General features: G+C 41.3%; 21 protein-coding genes and 1 riboswitch. Of the genes, 5 read left to right on the top strand and 16 right to left on the bottom strand.

All coding sequences use genetic code 11. The annotated features are described in order from the left end of the window. Positions 1-9: 9 nt before the first annotated feature. Positions 10-807 carry a chromosome partitioning protein ParA gene (locus ACXAFE_RS13525; RefSeq protein WP_475153426.1) on the top strand — a complete coding sequence of 266 codons (798 nt, stop codon included), beginning with the start codon at positions 10-12 and terminating at the stop codon, positions 805-807. Position 808: 1 nt separating this feature from the next. On the opposite strand, the gene cysC is transcribed toward ACXAFE_RS13525, so the two are convergent. Genes cysC through cysG form a run of 5 tightly spaced genes read right to left on the bottom strand, consistent with a single transcriptional unit; the run spans position 809 to position 6934 of the window. Beyond that, positions 809-1405 (bottom strand): adenylyl-sulfate kinase, encoded by a 597-nt coding sequence (cysC, locus tag ACXAFE_RS13520; protein ID WP_475153424.1) that lies wholly within the window; start codon positions 1403-1405, stop codon positions 809-811. A 22-nt stretch (positions 1406-1427) separates the two neighbouring features. Beyond that, complete coding sequence (locus ACXAFE_RS13515) at positions 1428-3152, bottom strand: SLC13 family permease (protein ID WP_475153423.1); 1725 nt, start codon at positions 3150-3152, stop codon at positions 1428-1430. A gap of 2 nt (positions 3153-3154) precedes the next feature. Then, a complete protein-coding gene (gene cysN / locus ACXAFE_RS13510) occupies positions 3155-4573 on the bottom strand; it encodes a sulfate adenylyltransferase subunit CysN (RefSeq protein WP_475153421.1) in 1419 nt (472 codons plus the stop codon). After that, on the bottom strand, positions 4573-5472 hold the full coding sequence (cysD, locus tag ACXAFE_RS13505) for a sulfate adenylyltransferase subunit CysD (protein WP_475153419.1): 900 nt from the start codon (positions 5470-5472) through the stop codon (positions 4573-4575). The genes cysN and cysD overlap by 1 nt, the downstream gene beginning before the upstream one ends. 37 nt (positions 5473-5509) lie before the next feature. Next, entirely contained in the window at positions 5510-6934 is a 1425-nt protein-coding gene (cysG, locus tag ACXAFE_RS13500) for a siroheme synthase CysG (RefSeq protein ID WP_475153418.1), read from the bottom strand. Positions 6935-7198: 264 nt separating this feature from the next. Between cysG and ACXAFE_RS13495 the strand changes: the two genes are divergently transcribed. Then, positions 7199-7378 carry a hypothetical protein gene (locus ACXAFE_RS13495; protein WP_138631491.1) on the top strand — a complete coding sequence of 60 codons (180 nt, stop codon included), beginning with the start codon at positions 7199-7201 and terminating at the stop codon, positions 7376-7378. 84 nt (positions 7379-7462) lie between these two features. Here ACXAFE_RS13495 and hemB read toward each other — a convergent pair whose 3' ends face one another. Genes hemB through ubiE form a run of 10 tightly spaced genes read right to left on the bottom strand, consistent with a single transcriptional unit; the run spans position 7463 to position 15945 of the window. Next, the gene (gene hemB / locus ACXAFE_RS13490; RefSeq protein ID WP_475153416.1) at positions 7463-8476 is read right to left on the bottom strand and encodes a porphobilinogen synthase; all 1014 of its coding nucleotides are present in this window, start codon (positions 8474-8476) and stop codon (positions 7463-7465) included. Then, positions 8476-10332 carry a sensor domain-containing diguanylate cyclase gene (locus ACXAFE_RS13485; protein ID WP_475153415.1) on the bottom strand — a complete coding sequence of 619 codons (1857 nt, stop codon included), beginning with the start codon at positions 10330-10332 and terminating at the stop codon, positions 8476-8478. The genes hemB and ACXAFE_RS13485 overlap by 1 nt, the downstream gene beginning before the upstream one ends. Beyond that, the gene (locus tag ACXAFE_RS13480; protein ID WP_475153413.1) at positions 10323-11111 is read right to left on the bottom strand and encodes a TatD family hydrolase; all 789 of its coding nucleotides are present in this window, start codon (positions 11109-11111) and stop codon (positions 10323-10325) included. The genes ACXAFE_RS13485 and ACXAFE_RS13480 overlap by 10 nt, the downstream gene beginning before the upstream one ends. A 4-nt stretch (positions 11112-11115) precedes the next feature. Then, the gene (locus ACXAFE_RS13475) at positions 11116-11613 is read right to left on the bottom strand and encodes a type VI secretion system-associated protein TagO (RefSeq protein ID WP_475153412.1); all 498 of its coding nucleotides are present in this window, start codon (positions 11611-11613) and stop codon (positions 11116-11118) included. Position 11614: 1 nt separating this feature from the next. Continuing rightward, complete coding sequence (gene tatC, locus ACXAFE_RS13470; protein WP_475153411.1) at positions 11615-12373, bottom strand: twin-arginine translocase subunit TatC; 759 nt, start codon at positions 12371-12373, stop codon at positions 11615-11617. After that, complete coding sequence (gene tatB / locus ACXAFE_RS13465) at positions 12354-12695, bottom strand: Sec-independent protein translocase protein TatB (protein ID WP_100914345.1); 342 nt, start codon at positions 12693-12695, stop codon at positions 12354-12356. The genes tatC and tatB overlap by 20 nt, the downstream gene beginning before the upstream one ends. 3 nt (positions 12696-12698) lie before the next feature. Further along, a complete protein-coding gene (gene tatA, locus ACXAFE_RS13460) occupies positions 12699-12923 on the bottom strand; it encodes a Sec-independent protein translocase subunit TatA (RefSeq protein ID WP_010561481.1) in 225 nt (74 codons plus the stop codon). 37 nt (positions 12924-12960) lie between these two features. Beyond that, positions 12961-14571 (bottom strand): ubiquinone biosynthesis regulatory protein kinase UbiB, encoded by a 1611-nt coding sequence (gene ubiB / locus ACXAFE_RS13455; protein WP_475153406.1) that lies wholly within the window; start codon positions 14569-14571, stop codon positions 12961-12963. A gap of 11 nt (positions 14572-14582) precedes the next feature. Next, positions 14583-15188: a ubiquinone biosynthesis accessory factor UbiJ gene (locus ACXAFE_RS13450; protein ID WP_475153404.1), complete on the bottom strand. Its 606-nt coding sequence runs from the start codon at positions 15186-15188 to the stop codon at positions 14583-14585. A 4-nt stretch (positions 15189-15192) separates the two neighbouring features. Continuing rightward, entirely contained in the window at positions 15193-15945 is a 753-nt protein-coding gene (gene ubiE, locus ACXAFE_RS13445) for a bifunctional demethylmenaquinone methyltransferase/2-methoxy-6-polyprenyl-1,4-benzoquinol methylase UbiE (RefSeq protein WP_100914342.1), read from the bottom strand. Positions 15946-16192: 247 nt separating this feature from the next. Between ubiE and ACXAFE_RS13440 the strand changes: the two genes are divergently transcribed. Next, the gene (locus ACXAFE_RS13440; RefSeq protein ID WP_475153401.1) at positions 16193-18013 is read left to right on the top strand and encodes an EAL domain-containing protein; all 1821 of its coding nucleotides are present in this window, start codon (positions 16193-16195) and stop codon (positions 18011-18013) included. A 56-nt stretch (positions 18014-18069) separates the two neighbouring features. Here ACXAFE_RS13440 and ACXAFE_RS13435 read toward each other — a convergent pair whose 3' ends face one another. Then, positions 18070-19080 (bottom strand): GGDEF domain-containing protein, encoded by a 1011-nt coding sequence (locus tag ACXAFE_RS13435; RefSeq protein WP_100914340.1) that lies wholly within the window; start codon positions 19078-19080, stop codon positions 18070-18072. Positions 19081-19451: 371 nt separating this feature from the next. On the opposite strand from ACXAFE_RS13435, the gene ACXAFE_RS13430 reads away from it, so the two are divergent. Both ACXAFE_RS13430 and ACXAFE_RS13425 read left to right on the top strand, forming a co-directional pair. Then, positions 19452-21242 carry a DUF885 domain-containing protein gene (locus ACXAFE_RS13430; RefSeq protein ID WP_475153398.1) on the top strand — a complete coding sequence of 597 codons (1791 nt, stop codon included), beginning with the start codon at positions 19452-19454 and terminating at the stop codon, positions 21240-21242. A gap of 96 nt (positions 21243-21338) precedes the next feature. Continuing rightward, positions 21339-21423: riboswitch (cyclic di-GMP riboswitch) on the bottom strand. A 160-nt stretch (positions 21424-21583) separates the two neighbouring features. Beyond that, positions 21584-22645, top strand: a complete 1062-nt coding sequence (locus ACXAFE_RS13425) for a potassium channel family protein (RefSeq protein WP_105173150.1) — start codon at positions 21584-21586, stop codon at positions 22643-22645. Positions 22646-22653: the final 8 nt, after the last annotated feature.

Here is a 22653-nt window from a genome sequence, read left to right as displayed (position 1 = left end):
GGAGAAGTTATGAATATCCCAGGTTTAACCTCATTCAAAGTTTTAGAAATACTCGCGCTGGACCTAGGCTTGCTTATTCTTTTGGGTTGGTTTGTTATTTTATGGCTGATCCTTCGAGAGTTTAGAAAATTCGCACATAAAGCGGGTGGTAATGGTTCTCATATCGACGATAAATTGATCGCGGAATATCAAGATTCAATTGAGATGGCGCTCAATTACAGCGCTGATAACCGCGATACACTCGATGCGTTAATTCGTGTGCAACAAGGGCTAGAAAATCAACTTGCTAATATTAAAGCATCGACGTCAGATCACATCAGTAAAGAAGAAAAAGCATCAATGGATGATTTGAATGCGCGTTTAAAAAAAGCTCATAAATTAATTCATAAGCTGAAAGGTGATTTAGACTCCAGTGTGAAAAAGCTAAAAATTACCCGCGAAAAACTTTACTCTCAGTACGACACAGTTGAGCGTTTAACCAAAGAAAACAAAAAAATTAGCGAGCAGTTTGAACAGTTAGAACGAGAATACGTGCAATTAACATCAAACCCCTCAACAACTTCAAGTAGTGACGAAAATAACAATTTAAAAAGAGCGCTGCAGCAATACAAAAAGCAAATGGCAGAGCAAGACCAAGTCATTCAACAGTTAATGGCGCAAGGCGCAGATAATCCCGATACAGAAGAAGCGAAAAAATTACAGCAAAAATTGTTAGAAGCGGAAGAGCGATTAACCCATCTAGTAAAAGAAAAAGATTTTGTAGAGAAGAAATTTCTCGACTTGCTACAACAAGTCGAGAAAAAGTAATTTATATAATATTGCGCTGTTTTAGTTCAGCAATTATTTGGTTTACTGAATCGGCAACTTTATTTGCGCCTGTATCCAGTGATATCTCAGGTGATTCTGGTGCTTCATAAGTTGAATCGATACCTGTAAAGTTTTTAATCTCACCTGCACGCGCTTTTTTGTAAAGACCTTTCGGATCACGCGTTTCACATACTGCTAACGGGGTATCTAGAAATACTTCAATAAACTCACCGCCATCTACTAGCTCGCGTACCATTTTGCGCTCGGCCTGAAATGGTGAGATAAATGCACTCAGTACAACAAGCCCTGCATCGACCATTAACTTAGCAACTTCACCCACGCGGCGAATGTTTTCTTGGCGATCTTCATCGCTAAATCCTAAATCACCACAAAGACCATGGCGCACATTGTCGCCATCGAGCAAGTATGTGTGTACTCCCATTTCATGAAGTGCCGTTTCAAGGGTATTAGCAACGGTGCTTTTCCCTGAACCTGAAAGACCTGTGAACCATAAAATGCATGGCTTATGGCCTTTTTGCGCTACGCGGTTTGATTTCTCAACATGGTAGTTGTGCCAAACGATATTTTCGTCACTCATAATGGGTTCTACAATCCGTTAATTAAAATGGAAAAACAATAGGTATAAAGATCAGTGCCGTAATGGAGTAAACCAGCGACATTGGAATGCCAACTTTAATGTAATCTTTAACTTGATAATTGCCTGCACTGTACACCATTAGATTTGTTTGATAACCAAACGGTGAAATAAAGCTAGCTGATGCGCCAAACGCTACAGCCATTATAAATGGCAGAGGGCTCACGCCAAAGCCAATTGCTAATGAGTAGGCGATAGGGAACGACAGTGCAGCTGCTGCATTATTGGTAATAAGTTCAGTACACAGTAGGGTTAGTAAGAATATAACCACAAGCGCTGTATACGGGCCAAATTGACCAACTAAACTTAATACAAACTCTGATATTTGCGTCGCCACACCAGTATCGATCATCAATTTGGCAAGACCAATGGCACTGCCGACGATAACAACTAACTCGATTGGAAAACGACGTTTTATTTCACCGACTGAGACTACGCCCCATAACATAAAGCCTATGAGTAGTACAATGAGGCCTTTTACCAACGGCACGATATCAAAAATACTTAGGCCAATTACCGCAATAAAACCCGCAAACACACAGTGAGACTGTTTTTCATCGAGGTGGCTTTGTAAGTCGAGTCCTGAGATATAAACGAATTCGCGTTTGAGCTTTTTGTTTGATTGGAAGTCGCTGCTTGGCGCTAAAATAAGGCTGTCGCCAGCTTGTAATTGAATATTGGCAAAACTACCCTCTAAGCGACTATGGCCGCGACGTATAGCCACTACTGCTGCTTTAAACTCCTTACGGAAGTTAGCATCTTTAAGAGTTTGTCCAACCAACGAACTGCTATGACTTATAACCACTTCAACAAAGTGCTCAACTGCCATTTCGTGTTTATCATGGATAACTTCTAATCCGTCAAACTGTTTTAATAACGGCACCGATTTTAAATCACCTGAAAACAGTAAAATATCACCGGCTTTAATTACTTGCTTTGGCGTTACTGCGGCAATGCGTTTTTCACCGCGTATAATCTCGGCTAAGAAAATATCTTTTAATTCACGTAAACCGTTCTCTTCAACCGTTTTGCCAATTAATTTAGAGCTGGCCTTTACTTTGCCTTCGAGGTAAAACGGTGTGACTTCATCGTCGGCTTCTTGATAATTGGGCAGAAATTTTAATAACAGCAAAATTGCAATTAAACCAGCACTTAAAACCGCCAAACCAACCAAGGTGAAGTCAAAAAAGCCGAGAGGCTCCATACCAGCTTCAACTGCAAAGCCATTGACAATAAGGTTAGTTGAAGTACCAATTAAAGTGAGTGTGCCACCCAATATTGCCGTATACGACAAAGGCAACAATAGCTTTGACGGGGCATGGGTTTTGTTTTCTTTTACTGCAGAAATGAGGCTTGCTACCACAGCAGTATTGTTGGTAAATGACGATAAAAAGGCGGTTGATAAGCCTAACTTAGTGACTGACTTTGATAAGCTTCCTTTTGCTAAGGAAGTTGACAGTTTACGAACAAACGCTGTTTTTTCGATGCCAATACTTATTAAAATCAACAACACAAGTGTAATAAGGGATGGGTTAGTGAAGTTAATTAGCACGCCTTCTAAATTTATCAGACCTGCTAAATAACTCACACTAATTGCACCAGCAAAAACCCACGCAGGTTTTAGTCGCGTGCCAAATAGGCAGGCGACTAAAACGAACATAATAAGGCTAAGGCTGACTTGCTGATACATACTTATAGCTTTGAAATATCAATTGCTTGCCAGTGAGGGAAGTGTTTACGCACTAATGCATTAAACTCAACTTCAAAGGCACTAAAATTAGATGGTGCTTGTTGTGTATCGGCAGTGTCAAGTACTTGTTCAATCATACCAGCCGCAACTGTTAGGTTTGATAGGCGATCAATCAAGATAAATGAGCCAGTTTCACGATTGGCAACATAAGCGTCAGCGAGCACTTGTTCATCAATTTCAATTGTAACAATAGCGATTTCATTGAGCTGAAGGCTGTCTGCCTGACCGTGTGCGAGCGTGTTAACATCGATAGTGTGGTCAATCGCAACGACTTTTGCAGTTGTTTTCTTAGTTGCCAACTTAACACTGTATTCTTTGCCTAATACTAACGGTGCTTCGTGCATCCATACTAATTTTGCTTGCAGACGGTTTGAAATTTTAGCCGTACTATTTGCTGGCACAACTACATCACCACGACTGATATCAATTTCATCGTTAAGTGTTAAAGTGATAGCTTGTCCAGCTTCCGCGCGCTCTAAATTGCCATCAAAAGTTACGATTTCTTTTACCGTTGAAGCTTTACCCGAAGGTAGCGCTTTAACTGCTTCGCCTACTGTTAATCCACCGGCTACTAACGTGCCTTGGAAACCTCGGAAATTGAGGTTAGGGCGTGTAACTAGTTGTACTGGTAAACGCGCTTCAAACTCAGTATTTGCTGCAGCCGCAGGCGAGTCTTCAAGTAACTCAAGCAGCGGAGCGCCCGTGTAATACGGTGTTTTCTCAGAGCGTGTTACAACGTTGTCACCTTTTAGTGCTGACATTGGAATAAAGCGAATGTCTTCTACATTTAGCTGCTCTGCAAAGTCTAAATAGTCTTGCTGAATTTTGCTGTAAACGGCTTCATCAAAATCCACGATATCCATTTTGTTGATCGCTACAACAAACTGTTTAATACCCAGTGAATCACAAATAAAGCTATGACGTTTGGTTTGCACTTGCACACCGTAGCGGGCGTCTACCAGAATAATCGCTAGATCTGCGGTAGATGCACCGGTTACCATGTTGCGCGTGTACTGTTCATGCCCTGGTGTATCAGCAATAATAAACTTACGCTTATTGGTTGAGAAATAACGGTAAGCAACGTCAATTGTGATACCTTGCTCGCGCTCTGCTTGCAGGCCATCAACGAGTAGTGCTAAGTCTAGTTCTTCACCCGCATTACCTACTTTTTCGTTATCTTTATGAAGTGCAGCTAGCTGATCTTCATAAATTTGATGGCTGTCGTGTAACAAACGGCCAATTAGTGTTGATTTACCGTCATCTACGCTACCACAGGTTAATAAACGCAATAAGCTTTTATCTTGTTGACGCGATAGGTATTGCTCAATACCTAATTCTCTTACTTCATTTGCTGTCGACATTAGAAATAGCCCTCACGTTTTTTCTTTTCCATAGAACCAGACGAATCGTGGTCAATTGCACGGCCTTCGCGCTCAGATGATGTTGATAACAACATTTCTTCAATGATGCCAGTTAAGGTATTTGCTTCTGACTCAACCGCACCTGTTAGTGGGTAGCAGCCTAAAGTACGGAAACGTACAGAGCGTAGCTCTGGCTCTTCGCCTTCATGTAGTGGCATACGTTCGTCATCAACCATAATCAGTAGACCATCGCGTTCAACAACAGGGCGCTTGTCCGATAAGTAAAGCGGCACAATTTCGATGTTTTCTTGGTAGATGTACTGCCAAATATCAAGTTCAGTCCAGTTTGATAGTGGGAATACACGAATGCTTTCACCTGGATTTACTTGGCCGTTATAGTTGCTCCAAAGTTCCGGGCGCTGGTTTTTAGGATCCCAGCGGTGATTTTTATCACGGAACGAATATACACGCTCTTTTGCTCGTGATTTTTCTTCATCACGACGCGCACCACCAAATGCAGCATCAAAGCCATACTTATCAAGCGCTTGCTTTAAGCCTTGAGTCTTCATAATGTCAGTGTGCTTAGAAGAGCCGTGAGTAAACGGGCCAACGCCCATTTCAATCCCTTCCGGGTTTTTATGCACAATTAGTTCAAAATCGTATTCTTTTGCTAAGCGGTCACGAAACTCGATCATTTCGCGAAATTTCCAATCGGTATCTACATGCAGTAGTGGAAAAGGAATTTTGCCTGGGTAAAAAGCCTTGCGCGCTAAGTGCAATAACACCGATGAATCTTTACCAATTGAGTAAAGCATCACAGGGTTTTCAAACTCAGCCGCAACCTCGCGGATAATTTGAATACTTTCAGCTTCTAGTTGCTGAAGATGGGTTAATGCCATGATTTTGTCCTAAAACGTAAAGTTAATTCTAAATTCTTTATGCCGCATTGGTGAGCAGCTGGCTGCTCGACAAATGTGACTGCTGTGAATTACCAAACCAAGCAAGCTCTTTGCTAAGGTTGGCTACTTCACCAATAATCAGTAATGCTGGCGATTTAATTTGCTCGCGTTCAATTAAATTTGCCAAGTCATTGAGTTCACCTGTTACCACACGCTGTTCTTTACGTGTGCCATTCTCAATAATCGCTACAGGCGTCTCAGGTGCGCGCCCATATTCAATCAGTTTTGCTTGAATATGCGGCGATTTAATTACACCCATGTAAACTGCAAGAGTTTGATTTGCTTTCGCTAGAGATTGCCAATCAAGTTCTTGGCCCTCTTTTTTACAATGGCCTGTGACAAATTGAATTGCCTGCGCATGATCGCGGTGCGTAAGCGGAATACCCGCATATGCCGAGCAGCCTGCTGCGGCAGTAATGCCTGGTACAATTTGAAACGCAATTTGGTGCTTTGCCAGCTCTTGTACTTCTTCACCGCCGCGACCATAGATAAATGGGTCACCGCCTTTTAAACGGCATACTTTTTTACCCTGTTTAGCAAGCTCAACCAAGATTTGGTTGATTTCATCTTGCGGTACGCTGTGATTACCTAAGCGTTTGCCAACACACACCAGCTCTGCGTCTTTACGCACCAGTGCCATAATTTCGTCAGACACTAAATAGTCGTATACGATAACATCCGCAGTTTGCATTGCTTGCAGTGCTTTTATCGTTAAAAGCTCAGGATCACCAGGGCCGGCACCAACCACAAACACTTCGCCGCTCAACTGGTTGTCACCAGCTAAGATGTTTTCAAAGGTTTGTTCTGCAGCAGCAATATCACCTTTTGCTACTTGCGCTACTGCATCTGACGTAAATGCTTTTTCCCAAAACATGCGGCGTTTGCTAAAGCTATCTAACTGGCTTTTTACTTTATCGCGGAAGTTACCCGCAAGCTGCGCTAATGGGCCAATATGCTGTGGGATTATGGTTTCAAGTTTTTCACGTATGCGACGCGCAAGCACCGGCGCTTTGCCTGCGCTCGAAATGGCAATCGTAATAGGGCTACGATCCACAATCGATGGAAAAATAAAGTTGCACTTAGGTTGGTCATCAACCACATTTACGAAAATATTCTTTGCTTCAGCGGCATCAAAAACGGCTTTGTTAACATTTTCAAGATCGGTCGCCGCAATCACCAAGCTATGGTTGTTAACATGTTGCTCAATAAAGTAATCGTGGATAAGGGTTACTTTTTTAGCGTTACTAAGCGCTATTAATTCCGCACAAAACTCAGGCGCAACAAGGGTAATGCTGGCATTAGCCTGCAGCATAGCTTGGCATTTGCGATGTGCTACATCACCACCACCAACAATTAATACAGGCTTATTTTCAAGCTTGGTAAAAATTGGAAAATAGTCCACGTGTTGTCCCCTAAGAAAGCGATAATTTTGCGCTGTGTTATCAGGCTGATTGCGTTACAGGCAAAGATTTAGCATGGAGCATAGAGAAGAGCTTAGAAAGAAAAAAATAACTTTAAATCTAGCTATATTCCTTTTAGTTATATACCGACTTTAATTTTGGTTTAAGCAAGTAAGAACAAGGGGTTTAATTAAAAACGTTGTGTTTAGTAGCGATTAGCCATTATAGTTATTAGATATAAATTTTTATTTTGAGCTGAGACAGCGATGTTGCAAGTGATCTATTTATGCCTATTTGCCTGTTTTGGCGCAACGGCAACCTGTTTTTTGCAGTTTATGTATTTTTATTGGATTAAGCGAGAAATGAAGTTGGTTTATTTGCAGCGCGCAGGCGCAGGCCTTGTGCTTGCGATACTCTGCTATGGTTTTATTATGGTGCTGCATTAGGGGCTATTAAATTGTGCTGCGCGGCGATAATTTTGCTGGCAACAATAAAAAAGGGCGCTTAGCGCCCTTTTCTGTTTGTTTAATCTAGTCTTTTTCGTTTAACCAAATCGCAGCTTTCTTAGCGAAGTAGGTTAAAATGCCATCGGCGCCAGCGCGTTTAAAAGCAAGTAATGACTCCATAACGATTGGTTTTTCAGCTAACCAACCATTTTCGATTGCCGCCATGTGCATCGCGTATTCACCGCTTACTTGGTAGGCAAAGGTTGGTACGCCAAATTCATCTTTTACGCGGCGTACCACGTCAAGGTAAGGCATGCCAGGTTTTACCATCACCATGTCTGCACCTTCTTGCAGATCTAATGCGACTTCACGTAGTGCCTCGTCTGAATTAGCAGGATCCATTTGGTAGGTCTTTTTATCAGCACCTTTTAAATTACCAGCAGAACCGACTGCGTCTCTAAATGGACCATAGTAGCTCGAAGCATATTTTGCCGAATAAGCCATAATGCGCGTGTTGATAAAACCGGCATCTTCTAATGCTTCACGAATCGCACCAATGCGTCCGTCCATCATATCTGATGGGGCAACAACATCTGCTCCTGCCTCGGCATGAGACAGTGCTTGCTTAACTAGAATGTCTGTTGTGATGTCGTTTAGTACGTAACCGTCTTCATCAATAATGCCGTCTTGACCGTGTACCGTAAAAGGGTCGAGTGCAACATCAGTAATGACGCCTATTTCTGGCACTGCTTGCTTGAGTGCTTTAACGGTACGCTGTGCTAGTCCTTCAGGGTTGTACGCTTCTTCTGCTTCAAGTGATTTTTTATCTGCTGGAGTCACTGGAAAGATTGCGATTGCAGGTACACCAAGTGCAGCAAGTTCTTTTGCCTCTTCAATAAGTAAATCTATCGAAAGACGTTCAATTCCTGGCATAGAATCAATTTTTTCACGACGACTTTTTCCCTCTAATACAAATACTGGATAAATTAAATCGGCCGTTGTAAGTACGTTTTCTTGCATTAATTTGCGTGAGAAAGGGTCTTTACGCATACGACGCATGCGTGAATATGGGAATAAATCTAAACCTGATTGGGCCATTATAACTCCTCGGGGTCTTTGGGTGACTGGGTTGAATCGGCAATAAAAACACGATTTCGACCTTGCTGCTTGGCGCTATAGAGTGCCTTATCTGCCCAGTCGGTATATTGATTTGGATCTAAGCTTGCATCGGCAACCTTGCTAAATATGCCGGCGCTAATCGTCAGTTTTACATCACCAGAGCTGGTTTTTATCGCATGTTTTGCAATATTTTGACGAATGGTTTCAGATACTAACTTAGCACCTTGGCTATCGGTATTTGGTAAAATCAGGGCAAATTCTTCACCGCCATAGCGACATGCGATATCAGATGGACGACGCAATGCCCCTTTGATACTCGCTGCAACATACTTAATCGCTTCATCACCCGCTAAATGACCATACTCGTCATTGATTGGTTTGAAATGGTCGATATCCAACATCACTACAGCTAAAGGTGTTTGCTCACGGCGGGAGCGACGAAACTCCATGGTGATTTTCTTATCAAAATGACGGCGATTACGCAGCCCAGTTAATGCATCAAGTGTATTTAGTTCTTCAAGCTCAAGGTTCTTTTCTTGTAGTTCTCTAAGGGTCACTTCTAGCTCAAAAGTACGCTGCTGTATTTTACTTTCTAATTCTTCTTGGTGTAACTCTTGTAAGCGAATCGTTTCACTCTGAATGGCTTCGTTAGCTTCCGCTTCTGCAAGGCGTTTTTGTTGCTGACTTACCTTAATATCACGCTGTTGAATATATTGGCTAATTGCAATTAATGTAAGAGCAATACAGCTAATTAGATAGCTTACACCAAACACCACCATAAGCTGGCTAAAGTAGATACTGTAAGAAAAGAGCAATGCGCCTTTATACAAAAGGGTGATTAGCAGCGGTAAAATACACACTACAAGTAATTGTGCTTTGGTGTCTTTTTTCTGCGCGCGAATGCCGGTTACTAGTAACAAAATAAGTACATGAATAAGCGCAAAGATAACCGCCACAGTAAGGGCTATGGTGTAGCTTAAAAAAGGTGTTATAACTACTAAAGCTAAGCTGATACCAAGCGTAATGCGCAAACAGGCAACGTGTGGCTTTGCAAGGCTATGTAGCCCTAAAATTCGTTCGGTAAGAATGTTTAATGGGACGAGTACAAAGATGGTTAACGCCGGAATAATGGTATGAATTAACCAAAAGCTTTGGTCAGAAATATAGCGATAAACATAGCCGAGTAGCCACGCAAATAAAAACCAAACGCAAATATTAAACACTGCTGCAAGGGCAAAGCTTTGCTTTTTAGTAATTAAAAACAGCACAGATAAAATCAGCGATGATGCAAACATCACTCCTAATATCAGCCCCATAATTAGGTTGAACTTGGCTTTTTTCTCAATGTACTTATCGTGCTGCCAAAGCGATAAGTTAAGCTTCATTACACCTGCTGTTTCAGCTTTTATATAGTATTCATAATGTGTATTTGGTGACAGACTGAGTTTAAATATCTGATCAGCATCTTTTAAATAGCGCGTTTTAATCGGCATGCTATCACCAAGTGTAAGCTGGGTTTGCGCTAAGTTGTTGCCTTTTTGATACAACGTGAGCTTATCGATATGAACAAATGCGTTAAACAAAAAGAGCTCTTGCTGCATCTGTGTACTATTATTTATCTTAAATTTCAGCCAAACAGGTGAATTACCCAACCCAAGATTGACTTGCCCTGATTCAACACGTTGCCAGGTATGTACTGGGATTTTCTCAGGAGAATCACTTGGTACTAGGCTGTAGTCAAATACTAACTGCGTGTATCCGTTTAATTTAGTATTTAAGGTATTTGCTTGCAGTGCACATGAGAATAACAGGCAAATAAACAAGATCAGTCGCATGCACTTACTTCCAAGGTAAAGAGTTTATGCGCATTGTTAAATGCTGCATCAGCGACAACTTCTAGAGGTAACCCATACAACTCAGCGGCTTGTGCAACAACATGTGTAATATGCATTGGTTCACAGCGGCGAGATTTTGGCTGAGGTTTTATATTGCGTGGTAACAAATACGGTGCATCGGTTTCAAACAACAGCTTGTCGAGCGGAATTTGTGGCAATAATTGACGCAACGTATCTCCACGGCGTTCATCGCACAGCCAACCCGTAACGCCAATATAAAAACCAAGTTCTAAGTAAGCCTCTAACGCTTGCTCACTGTCAGTAAAGCAATGCACAACGCCTGGCACTTCGGCTTCTTTTACTATTGCTAAAAAGTCTTGGTGCGCATCACGCTGATGCATATAAAGTGGTTTATTAAGCTTATTTGCCAGTGCTACTTGCGCGGCAAATACTTCGCGCTGTTTGTCGCGTGGTGAAAAGTCTCGATTATAATCGAGGCCGCACTCACCAATTGCAACCACGGCGCTATCACTTGCCAGTGACGCGATGGTTTCGCAATAATTGCCTTGTGCTGTTTTCGCATCATGCGGGTGAATGCCCGCACTTGCTGTTAGATTAAAGGTGTGGGCGAGCGCAATAGCTTGGTGGCTATCATCAATGTTTGATCCAATTAGCAGCATATTTTCAACGCCTGCAGATTGGGCACGGCAAACTACATCTGCTCTGTCTTTGGCAAATTGCTCGCTGCTGAGGTTTACACCGATATCAAAGTAACGCATACGACTATTTACGTTTTACTTTAATGCCTCTATTTCTACCCTCAACTTTCATCGTAAATGAATTAAAAAGACCACGAGAAATGATAACAGTCTCACCTTCTTTAACTGAGAAGTATTCTGTACCTATTTGATGCCAAACATGACCATTCTCTAACGTTACCATAAGTTCGCCATGTGGTTTTTTCTTAACGCTAACTACAACCGAAGTAATTTCATCAGTTTCTTTATCAAGCTTTTTGTGTTCAAGGCCAAAGTTGTCTTTTTTCGGTTTGGCCAGGTTTTCGTTGTTAGTTGATGTGCGTTTTGAGTCAGGCTTAGCTTTTTTATTGTTGTTCGCTTTTGCTGCTGTAAGCTCTTTTCCTGCAACAACTTGGTCATAACACTGCAAGCGCTGAAAATCATTTTCGATAAAACTACATGCTTTTAATGCCTGTGTATTAATTTCTTCTGCACTTAGCGGCAAAGTAAGTAGTGAGAATAAAACAATAGATAACTTTTTCATTTTAGTTTTTAGCCTCTTCAGGGTCTGTGTTCTTTTGATAAAATCCTGCTAGCAGTAAGCCTAACTCAAAAAGGGCTAGCATGGGAATAGCCAACAATGTTTGCGATAAAACATCTGGTGGCGTTAAGAACATCGCAATAACAAATGCGCCAACGACAACGTAAGGTCGCTTTTCTTTTAGTTTTTCTTTTGTTGTCGCACCGCTCCAACACAGCAGCATAATGGCGACAGGAATTTCAAACGCAATACCAAACGCGAAGAATAGCTTTAAGACAAAGCTTAAATAACTGCTGATATCGGGTGTAATGGTCATTACTTCAGGACCAATGCCAGTGAAGAATCCCAGTACAATTGGCATTACAAGGTAATAACAAAAGGCAATGCCGCCATAAAATAAAATTACTGAGGCTGCCAGAATTGGAATTAGCGCGCGCTTTTCATTTTGATACAAGCCGGGCGCAATAAACCCCCAAATTTGATGCAAAATAAACGGGAAGGCTAAAAACAACGCAGCGAACAATGTGAGTTTGAATGGCGCAAAAAACGGCGCCGTAACATCGGTTGCGATCATGCTCGCATTTTCGGGTAAGTGCGAAATAAGCGGTGTTGCAACGAATTCGTAAATATCATTAGCAAAATAAACCAATGCTAAAAATATTAACAAAATGGATGCGAGTGCTCGCATTAGTCGGTTGCGTAATTCTACTAGGTGACTAATAAAGGTTGGCGCTGGTTCAACGTTACTTTGGTTGTTGGTCATTATTGCTGTTCTGCGCTTGCTCTGTATTTTGTTCGGTATTTTTGTAACTGTGAGTTACCGATTGCGCCGCTTCTGAAAGTTCAGTAACCGAGCGTTTTAGCTCTGGCGACAAGTTATCCATACCTTGTTGTTCTGCTTTCTTTAAGTTTTGGTGCAATTCATGAACGCGCAGTTCTTCATTAATTTCAGCCTGTACATTTGTTGCCATTTGTTTGACCGTTTTTATCCAGCGCGCAACTGAGCGTACCGCAGTAGGTAAGCGTTCAGGGCCAAGTACAATTAGGCCTACAACTAAAACAACAAATAGCTCCCAAAAGCCCATTATTTAAACCTTATCGTGCTTTTTTTCGCTGTCGGTAACTTTATCGCTTTCGCTTTTGTTTTGAATTGCGTCAGATTGTTTGTCTTCATCTGAAACTGCTTTTTTAAACCCTTTAACAGCGCCACCTAAATCACTACCAATACCGCGCAGTTTTTTAGTACCAAACAGTAATACGATAATTGCCAAGATAATAAGTAGCTGCCAAATGCTAATACCACCAATACCCATAATATGTTCTCCAAATCAGTAGATGGTTAAATTATACCTAATGATTGCTTGAATGTCGCAAAGCTCGCCAAGCGCTCACTGTTGCAGCCGTAAACAGTGCAGCAGCAGGAATAATGAAATTAGTAACAAAAAATACTGTGCCAGTTAATGTGAATGTCATGGCAAATATTGCCCAGACTATAGCACGATTAGATTGTTGTATTGTGACGTTTGCACTCGAATTAGTGTGTTGTTTAAGTGCTTTGTAGAGTAAATCTGGCATTTCAGGCAGTTTTTCACCCCAAAATGGCAGATTTTCTTTAATTTGTGATAATACCGCTTTCGGGCCAATTTGCTGTTTTACCCATTCCTCTAAGAATGGTTTAGCGGTTTTCCAAAGATCGAGTTGCGGATAAAGCTGACGGCCCAGCCCTTCAATATAAAGTAAGGTTTTTTGCAGTAACACAAGCTGTGGCTGCACTTCCATATTAAAGCGTCTGGCGGTATTAAACAGGTTTACCAACACTTGGCCAAATGATATTTCGGCTAGTGGTTTTTGGAATATAGGTTCGCAAACTGTGCGAATTGCAAACTCAAACTCTTCAACATTTGTATCGGCCGGCACCCAGCCTGAATCAACATGGAGCTCTGCAACTTTGCGATAGTCGCGGTTAAAGAATGCAATAAAGTTTTCCGCTAGATAGCGTTTATCTTCTTTATTGAGCGTACCGACGATACCGCAGTCTATACCAATATACATTGGGTTTTCAGGGTGCTCTCGCGATACAAAAATATTACCAGGGTGCATATCAGCATGGAAAAAGCTGTCGCGGAATACTTGGGTAAAGAAGACTTCAACACCGCGTTCGGCAAGTAGCTGTAAATTAGTGTTTTGTGCTTCTAGCGCTTCAAGATCTGATACTGGAATGCCATAAATGCGTTCCATAACAAGCACGTTTTTGCGGCTTAAGTCGCTATAAACGTACGGAATATAAAGACTATCTGAATCTTCAAAATTACGTTTAAGCTGAATCGCATTAGCCCCTTCACGCTGTAAGTCGAGTTCATCTAGCAGGGTTTTGCGATACTCGTTAATGACTTCCACAGGGCGTAATCGTTTGCCATCAGGCATAAATTGACTGACTAGTTTGGCCAGTTGCGCCATTAGCTTGAGATCAGAGTATATTGCGTCTTCAATGTCAGGGCGAATAACTTTAATCACAACTTCGTGTAGCTCACCTGCGTGTTTTAGCTGCGCAGTATGAACTTGTGCAATAGATGCTGACGCCAGCGGTGTTTGTTCAAATTGTTCGAATAGTTGATGAATATTATCGAGTTCTAGTGCTTGTTCAATTAACTGTTGCGCTTTGTTGCCGTCGAATGGTGCGACATTATCTTGTAATAAACTAAGCTCTTTCGCGATATCAGGTGGTAACAGATCACGGCGAGTTGATAGCATTTGGCCAAATTTAACCCATACAGGCCCCAATGACTCAAGGGCTAAACGCAAACGCTGACCGACACTTTTATCTTTGTGTTTATTGCCAAGCCAAAAAAAACAACTGCGCGCGAGTTTGCCATACCAAGGAAACAGGTGTGCCGGAATTAGTTCATCTAAACCATAATTAAGAAAGGTTTTAATAATTTTATAAGCACGTGAAAAATGCACTAATTAAGCCCTTAAATTGCGTTACAAAGCTTATCTACACGCTGTTCTAGTTGCGCTAAGCTTTGCTGTAATGAGCGACACTGTTGTTTAAATAACTGCGCTTCCAATGGGTGAATAGACACTTTTAATTCGTCTTGCAGTAAGCTGGTAAACGTTGCCTGTGATACCGTGCTTTGCTTTTTTGCGTTACTAACCGCGTGTTTAATGCTATTAACTAGCGTGTATGCTGGGCCATCACCTAAATACGATGACAAATTATCAGCCCAGTCGATGTTCAGTGCGTTAAATGCCTTGCTATATTGTTGGGCTAGGTTTAAATCACCTTCAAGGTCTAGTCTACCGCTGCGAATTAGTTGGGTTACTTTTTCTGGCTGTTTGAGTTCAAGCAAGGTGCTTAAATCTGCGCGAATGAGGCAGTCGCTTTGGCTATCGCCTTTTGGTAAAACATGAAAGCGTTGACCATCAAACAACAGCGTAATAAATAACGAAATATCGATAACGTCAATGGTAAGCTGTTTACGCGTTGCTGCATGTAACTCAGAGACAAACTGCCCATCAAGCTTGGTTAGTTGATTAAGCAGTTGCTCTATTGCGGCAGAAATTAGGCTCGACACCATAAGCTTAGAATTTAAACCCTTTATGAAGTGCCACAATGCCACCGGTTAGGTTTTCGTAGCTAGTCATTTCAAAACCCACATCTTCCATCATTTGCTTAAGCGTTTCTTGATCTGGATGCATGCGAATCGACTCAGCTAAATAGCGATATGATTCAGCATCGTTCGCAACTAACTTGCCCATATTCGGTAACAAGTTAAATGAGTAGAAATCGTAGGCTTTACTCAGTGGTTCGTGAATTGGCTTTGAAAACTCTAATACAAGCAAACGACCACCTGGCTTTAATACACGCTGCATTGACGCTAGAGCTTTGCTTTTATCGGTTACGTTGCGAAGGCCAAAGGCAATTGTAATAAGGTCAAAGGTGTTATCTGGAAATGGTAACGCTTCGGCGTTCATTTGCACGTATTCAATGTTGCCTACTTTACCTAGGTTACGTAGTTTTTCGCGACCGACTTTAAGCATTGAATCGTTAATATCGCCTAATACTACTTGCCCTTCAGGGCCTACGATATCGCTAAAACGTGCCGTTAAATCACCTGTGCCACCGGCTAAGTCAAGAATTGTTTGGCCAGCGCGGGCGCCCGAGCAAGCAATTGTGTGGCGTTTCCATAAACGGTGAATACCAAACGACATTAAATCGTTCATTACATCATATTTAGCTGCAACAGAATGGAATACATCGGCGACTAGGCCTTGTTTTTCTTCTCGTGCAACAGATTTGTAACCAAAGTCAGTTTGCTCGTCGTGTGGCTTCATTTTCAATCCTATGATTATTAACGCCCCTAGTTTACTCGAATGGAATAAGAAATGACAATCATCAGCGTGCCTTAGCGCTTAAATTGGGCACTTTTATTGATCTCACACTAAACTGGAATTATGGAATAAAAATTAGTCAAAACATTCGATGACCCTGAAAACCTATTTTAATGTGATTGTTGCTTTCATTATGGTCTCACTTTTTATTGTGATAACCAGTTTTACCGTGAGCAATAGCAAAGCATTTATGAAACATCAGCTCGCGGAACAAACTGAATTGTTGGGGTTAACATTGGTGCAAAGTATTTCGCAGTCTGTAAATGCTAATCACCAGTTATTGACGGAGCAGGTTTCGCATTTTAGTCGCTTACATCAATATGCTTATATTAGAGTGCAGCATCTTGATAGAACTTTAATTGAAAAGCGTGCTACACAGCCCTCGGCTATGCCGAAGTGGCTTGCGAATTACCTGTCTGTTTCTAGTCCACTATTTCAACAAAGTTTCGCACTTGCAGAGCAAGAATACATGGTGCAATTGCAGCTACAAGCGTCGCCCGCGAATAACTATATCTATGGCTCATTTAGAGATGTGTGTGCGGTATTTGCTTTTTTTATCTGTTTTGCTTGGTTTATTTTACACATTGCAATTCGCGCGCTAAAAGCCCCGATCGATGCTTTGCATCAACACACCAATAAACTTGCAAATAAAGAGTTTACCGAGGCACCTGAGATACAAAGTGTGTCTGAAATGAATGCGTTAATGTCGAGCCATAATCGCATGACAAATCAAGTGAAAGAGTTGGTGAACGAGCTAACTCGGCGCTTGGAACATGCTAAAAACGCGTTATACAGAGATGAACTTACGCAACTTGGTAATCGCCGTTTGTTTTGCGCGCAATTTGATCAATTGCTAAGTGATGAGAAAAACCAAAGCGGAGCACTAATATTAGTGCGCTTAAGTGAGTGGGAAACGGTTCGTCGTAAAGAGGGATTTTCGGTAGCGCGGTCCTTTTTAGAAGATGTGATATACACCTTGCAAACACACTCAAAGCAAGGTGTTAATGCACGAATTTTTCGCTTAAACGACAATGAATTTGCGTGTGTTTTACAGCATGTTACGCGAGATGAGCTAGTTAAAGTTTTGAGTGATATGGCGTCGCACTTGGCGCGTTTGCAAGGGCAATACCAGCAAAAGAAAGAAGTATTAGTAGGCGCTGTGTTATGGCAAAGCGGTGAAGCAATGTCGGAGGTTATGAAAGCGGCAGATGAAGCCGTGTTAATCGCCGCGAAAGAACGCAGAAAATATCATCTATATGAACCGTCTCAACATATTAAAAAAGTATCAGATATGCTGGCGACACGTGAGCGTGTTTTAATGGCGATTAGTGAATCAACACTGGGCTTATCGCAGCATAGCGTAATGATGTCAGATCAAGTTAGTTTAATGTTCTCAGAAGTGCTCACGAAAATCACCTACCAAGACGAAGTGATCCCTACTTTATTACTGCAATCAAAAGCCGAGCAATTTTCAGCAAGTGGCGAACTCGATAAGCGTATTTTTAATTTGATTAGAAGCTGGTATGTAAAAGGACAATTGGATTTGCCAGTGAGTATTAATGTATCGGTTCACAGCGTATTAGACGATACCTTTTACGCGTGGTTAGCTGAGCAGGCACATCAATTCTCTGATTTGTTTACCTCAATAATTTGGGAGTTTGATGAGCAAATGCTGTCGCAAAGCCAGTTTGCACCGCAGGTTATTTCTAAGTTACATAAATTGGGTTCTAAAGTAGCGATTGACCACTTTGGTACCGGAGACAATACATTACTCGCATTGCGGAAGTGGCCGGTTGATATTGTTAAGCTCGATGGTAGCTTTATTCGTGAGTTAGAACAAAAACAAGATTCTTGGTACTTTCTTGAGAATATTATTAAATTGGCGCACAGTTTGGGTGTTGTTGTGGTATGCGAGCAGCTTGAATCTGAAGAACAGGTCAAATGGGCGCAGCAGTTAGGTAGCGATGGCTTTCAGGGCTTTAAGCTCGCACTACCTCACGCGATTGGGTAACAATTGCATTAAATTTTACGCCGATTTTAGGTCAAATAGCTTTGTAGCGATAAAACCTAATGAGTATTATAAAATACGTTATTTTTACCTTGAAGTTTGGCTCTTGCGACAGAGTGTCTGGCGCTTGCAGTTAACTGCTTAAGATCTTGCTCTTTTTCTTTCATCTCGCTAATACCTAACGAAACGGTTAATGTTGGTAAGCGCTTACCACTGCGAGAGCTTATAAATTTTAGCTTTTCTACACCAGAACGCATGCGTTCAGCAATTTCTTTTGCTGTTTGTACGCTAACGTCAGGCAGTAAAATCATAAATTCTTTGCCTTTAGTACGCACGGGCAGACCACTGTCTTGCACGTATGAACGAATTTTTTTGGCGACTTTACCAATTACAACATCACCAACTGCTTGACCATACTTCTCATTAAAATCATTAAAGTCATCAATATCAATGGCTATAGCACACAGGGATTTACCTTGTTCTACCCAAACCGCAGCTTTGTCCACCATGTAGGTTTCTTTATATAGGCCGGTTAGTGGATCAACATGGCGATGCTTTTCAATTTGTTGCAGTTGCTGCTGGCAATTTTTAAGCTCTTGTCTAGCTTGTAGTAATGATTCATGCACGTGTTGTTGCGAGCCTTTTAGCTCATAGCTCGCATCAATTAAGTCAGCAATAAGCTGTTTTGCTTCACTGATATCTGCATCGTCAATGGCAACTAAACTGCTATCTAATGTGGCGATATACTTGTTTACGCTATCACTACTTTGGTCAACTGAATTATCCATAATGTCAATTGTTTCTGACACACCTTTAACAAGTTGCTTCTGGCTTGAATCGTGTTCAGATAAATAGCGGCTAAATAGGTTTTCTAGGATGTAACTATCCAATTTTTCGTCGGCAGCAAGCAGTGCTTCAATTTCTTCGCACAGCGCATCATGAGATTTTGAGATATAGCTATAGATCGTATGATAATTGATCGGAATTGGTGGTAAGTTATACCTTTCTAAAAACCAGCAAACCTCCGTCATTTTTTGCTGTGCCTGTGCCATGGAATCATGGTACTTCATAAAATCCCAACCTCAGTGGTTAATTACTGCTTAAATATTCACCCTAAATTACTAGCAACCTTCATCCCTTGAAGTCCAAAGTAATTAGAAAACAATTTTTATCTTTTGGGAATAGGAAAAGTCTATTAATTATTAAAAAAAATCGCTTTTATTTAGCTTAAATTTAACCGGTGGCACGATGTGATTTCAGTGAGATATATAAAAGGTGTGTGATTACTGTATTTACTATGTTGATTTTATTGGATTTAAGTGTTTTTGAGTTAAGTGATTTATGATTTTTTGCAATTATTTACTTACTTGGTCGCAAATTGGTTGAGATTAAAAATTGAATTTGCGTATGCTGGGTCAATTTTCTATTTTGGTTATTGTTTATGAAACCGTTCAATTTATCCCTAATTGCGTTGACATTATCTAGTACTTTATTGGTAGGCTGCCAATCTACTCAAGATATCATTGCGCCTAGTTCAACGAGCGTGCAAGCGCAGAGCGTGAATGTGTTTGAAAGTGTCGCGAATGACATTGTGGCGTATCGTAAAAGTGTTGATCCGTATCAGCAAAAAGAAGGTGTTAACGGTTACTTTTTACCAAATTTATCACCTGAGTTTCTAGCTAATAATCACGCCAAGAATGTTGCGTTTTTAGCGCGATTAAACGCCGTTGATGTGAACGCGTTGGATGAGCAAAACCGAATTAACCACGCGATTATTGTTTCTCAAGTACAAAATACGATAGATGAGTATGACTTTAATGCACACTATATGCCGTTAACCTCTGAGTTTGGTTTTCACTCTGCATTGTCATTTATGGTCTCGCGCAGCAGCTTTAAAACCGTTGAAGATTATCAGCTTTATTTAAAACGCCTTGCAGATGTACCGCGTTATTTTGAGCAGAATATAGCGTGGATGAAAAGGGGGATTGCGATAGGGCTCACTCAGCCAAAACCAGTGCTGTTAGGTTATGAGGACTCAATTAATGCATTTATTGTAAAAAGCCCAGAACAGTCGGAGTTCTATAAGCCATTTAAAAACAAGCCAGAGCACATTTCTGACGATGATTTTGCAAAATTTAAAACGCAAGCGCAATCGATTATAAGCAACAGCGTGATTCCATCGTACCAAAGTTATTTATCTTTCTTTGAAACCGAATATGCGCCGAATGCACGTGCCGAAATTGGTATTTCAACCACGCCAAATGGCAGTGAGTTTTATCAAAATCGTGTTAAGCATTACACCACAACTGATATGACTGCGGAGCAGGTACACCAGCTTGGTTTAGCGGAGGTGAAGCGGATTCGAGAAGAAATGCAGCAAGTAATTGCTAAAACTGGCTTTACCGGCAGTTTTGCTGAGTTTGTACAATTTTTACGAACTGACCCGCAGTTTTACGCTAAGTCGGCTGAGCAACTATTAAAAGAAGCTTCGTTTATAGCGAAAAAAGCAGATGCGCAGTTACCTAAGTTTTTTAAACTGCTACCACGCACACCTTATGGCGTCGCACCAGTGCCAGACTCAATCGCGCCTAAATATACAACAGGTCGTTATGTCGGAGCGAACAAAGACACTGCGCCAGGATATTATTGGGTAAATACATATGGATTAGATAAGCGTCCGCTTTATGTGTTAGAAGCATTAACATTGCACGAAGCTGTGCCGGGGCATCATTTACAAATCTCGCTCAATAAAGAACTAGAAAATGTGCCGGGTTATCGCCGCAGTCACTATATTTCAGCATTTGGCGAGGGCTGGGGCTTATACTCTGAATACCTCGGCAAAGAAATGGGTTTTTACCAAGATGCCTACAGTGATTTTGGCCGTTTAACTTATGAAATGTGGCGTGCGGCACGTTTAGTTGTCGACACAGGTATGCATATGTTTGGTTGGAGCCGTGAGCGCGCAATGACCTTTATGCAAGATAACTCTGCGCTTTCGCTGCACAATATTAAAACTGAAACAGATCGTTATATTTCGTGGCCTGGACAAGCGTTATCATACAAAATTGGTGAGTTAACCATTAAGCGCTTACGTAAAAAGACAGAGCAAGCGTTAGGAGCTGAGTTTGATATTAGAGAGTTCCACTTTCAAATTTTGAAAAATGGTTCACTTCCTCTGAATTTACTCGAAGAACAGATTGACGCATACATCGAAACGGCGAAAAAAGCGTAAGGGTGCATTGCTAAAATAAAGGCTGCTCCAAAGTCCCATGATTCTTATATTCGTGAGATGGTTTCGAAGCAGCCTACATAGCCCCCGACCTGTTATCGTGGCAGCTTCGCAATCATAGGAATGCTCCCTTAGACCGATAGCTTTGCGTCATCAGCTTTCGCTGAGTTTGCCTTTGTCGAACTTAACAGTTCAAATTAAGTCTAGAACGGGTTTCATTATTTTGCCTATCAATTTGCTGTTTTTTTACTGCAATCTAAACTGAGATATTTTCACGTACTGCTTGCTCCACTTATTAGATGGCGCTACAGTGCGTATCATTAGTAAAATAAACAATAGTTATCATGAACTTAGTTATAAAGAAAATTCTAGTAGCTATTCGACGCCATATTCACTACGTAAGTTGGACGTCGGTTGTTTCTCTGCTGGCAGCACATATGCTCTTAACTTGGGTGTGTTTATTTGCAGCGAAAGAAACAGAGTTATTAGGGATAAATCAATTTATTTATTACTACATAGTGACCACTTCGACGGTTGGGTATGGCGATTTAAGTCCCAGCTCCGATTGGGGAAAACTATTTGTAGCCTTGGTGCAAATTCCTATTGGATTAGCACTATTTGGTGTGGTGTTAGGTAAAGTTGGACAAAGTATTACGGGGTTAATCAAGGCATCTATGACGGGCGATAAAGATTATTCAGGACAAAGCGAACATATTCTAATTTTTGGTTATCATCCTTCGCGCACACGTAAGATGATTAATTATATTTTGGCTGATAACAAGCGCCTGGAGCGACGAATTTTATTGGCCGTTGACGAGCAGATGACGCATCCGTTTTCAGATAACCCACACGTGGATTTTGTTCGCCTTTCAAGTTTCACTGATGTTGATGAACTTAAGCGTGTGGCAATTGATGGTGCTGATAAAGTCATCGTTGATGGCAACGATGATGATCATACGTTTACTACAGCGCTGAAAATCAGTCGCTTAGTGCATTCATCTTGTCATATCAGCGCGTACTTTCTTGATGAAAGTAAAAGTGAGATGTTACGAGAACACTGTAAAAACGTGGAATCTACGAGCTCGAAGTCGGTAGAAATTTTGGTTCGCTCGATGCAAGATCCAGGTTCAAGTCGTATTCAAGAAGAGCTGCTTTCAACGTTACATGGTGATACTCAGTTTAGTTTGGAAGTCGGTGATATTAAGCAAAATGTTAAATTTGAAGTGTTATTTTTCCACTTTAAAAAGCAGTTTGATGCGACCATTTTAGGTGTAGCGCATAACCGTATCGGTGAGGGGTTAGACTTGAATCCGCCACTAGAAATGGAAATAAAACAGGGCGACATTTTGCATTATATGTCTGTTGAGCGAGTGCTCAGTGACGAAGTCGATTGGCAATCGATGTAATAGTGCAT

The sequence above is a fragment of the Pseudoalteromonas sp. ABV4_021 genome (genome assembly GCF_056159365.1).
The sequence above is the reverse complement of the archived record's forward strand: the minus strand, read 5'-3'. Positions and strand labels throughout refer to the sequence as shown.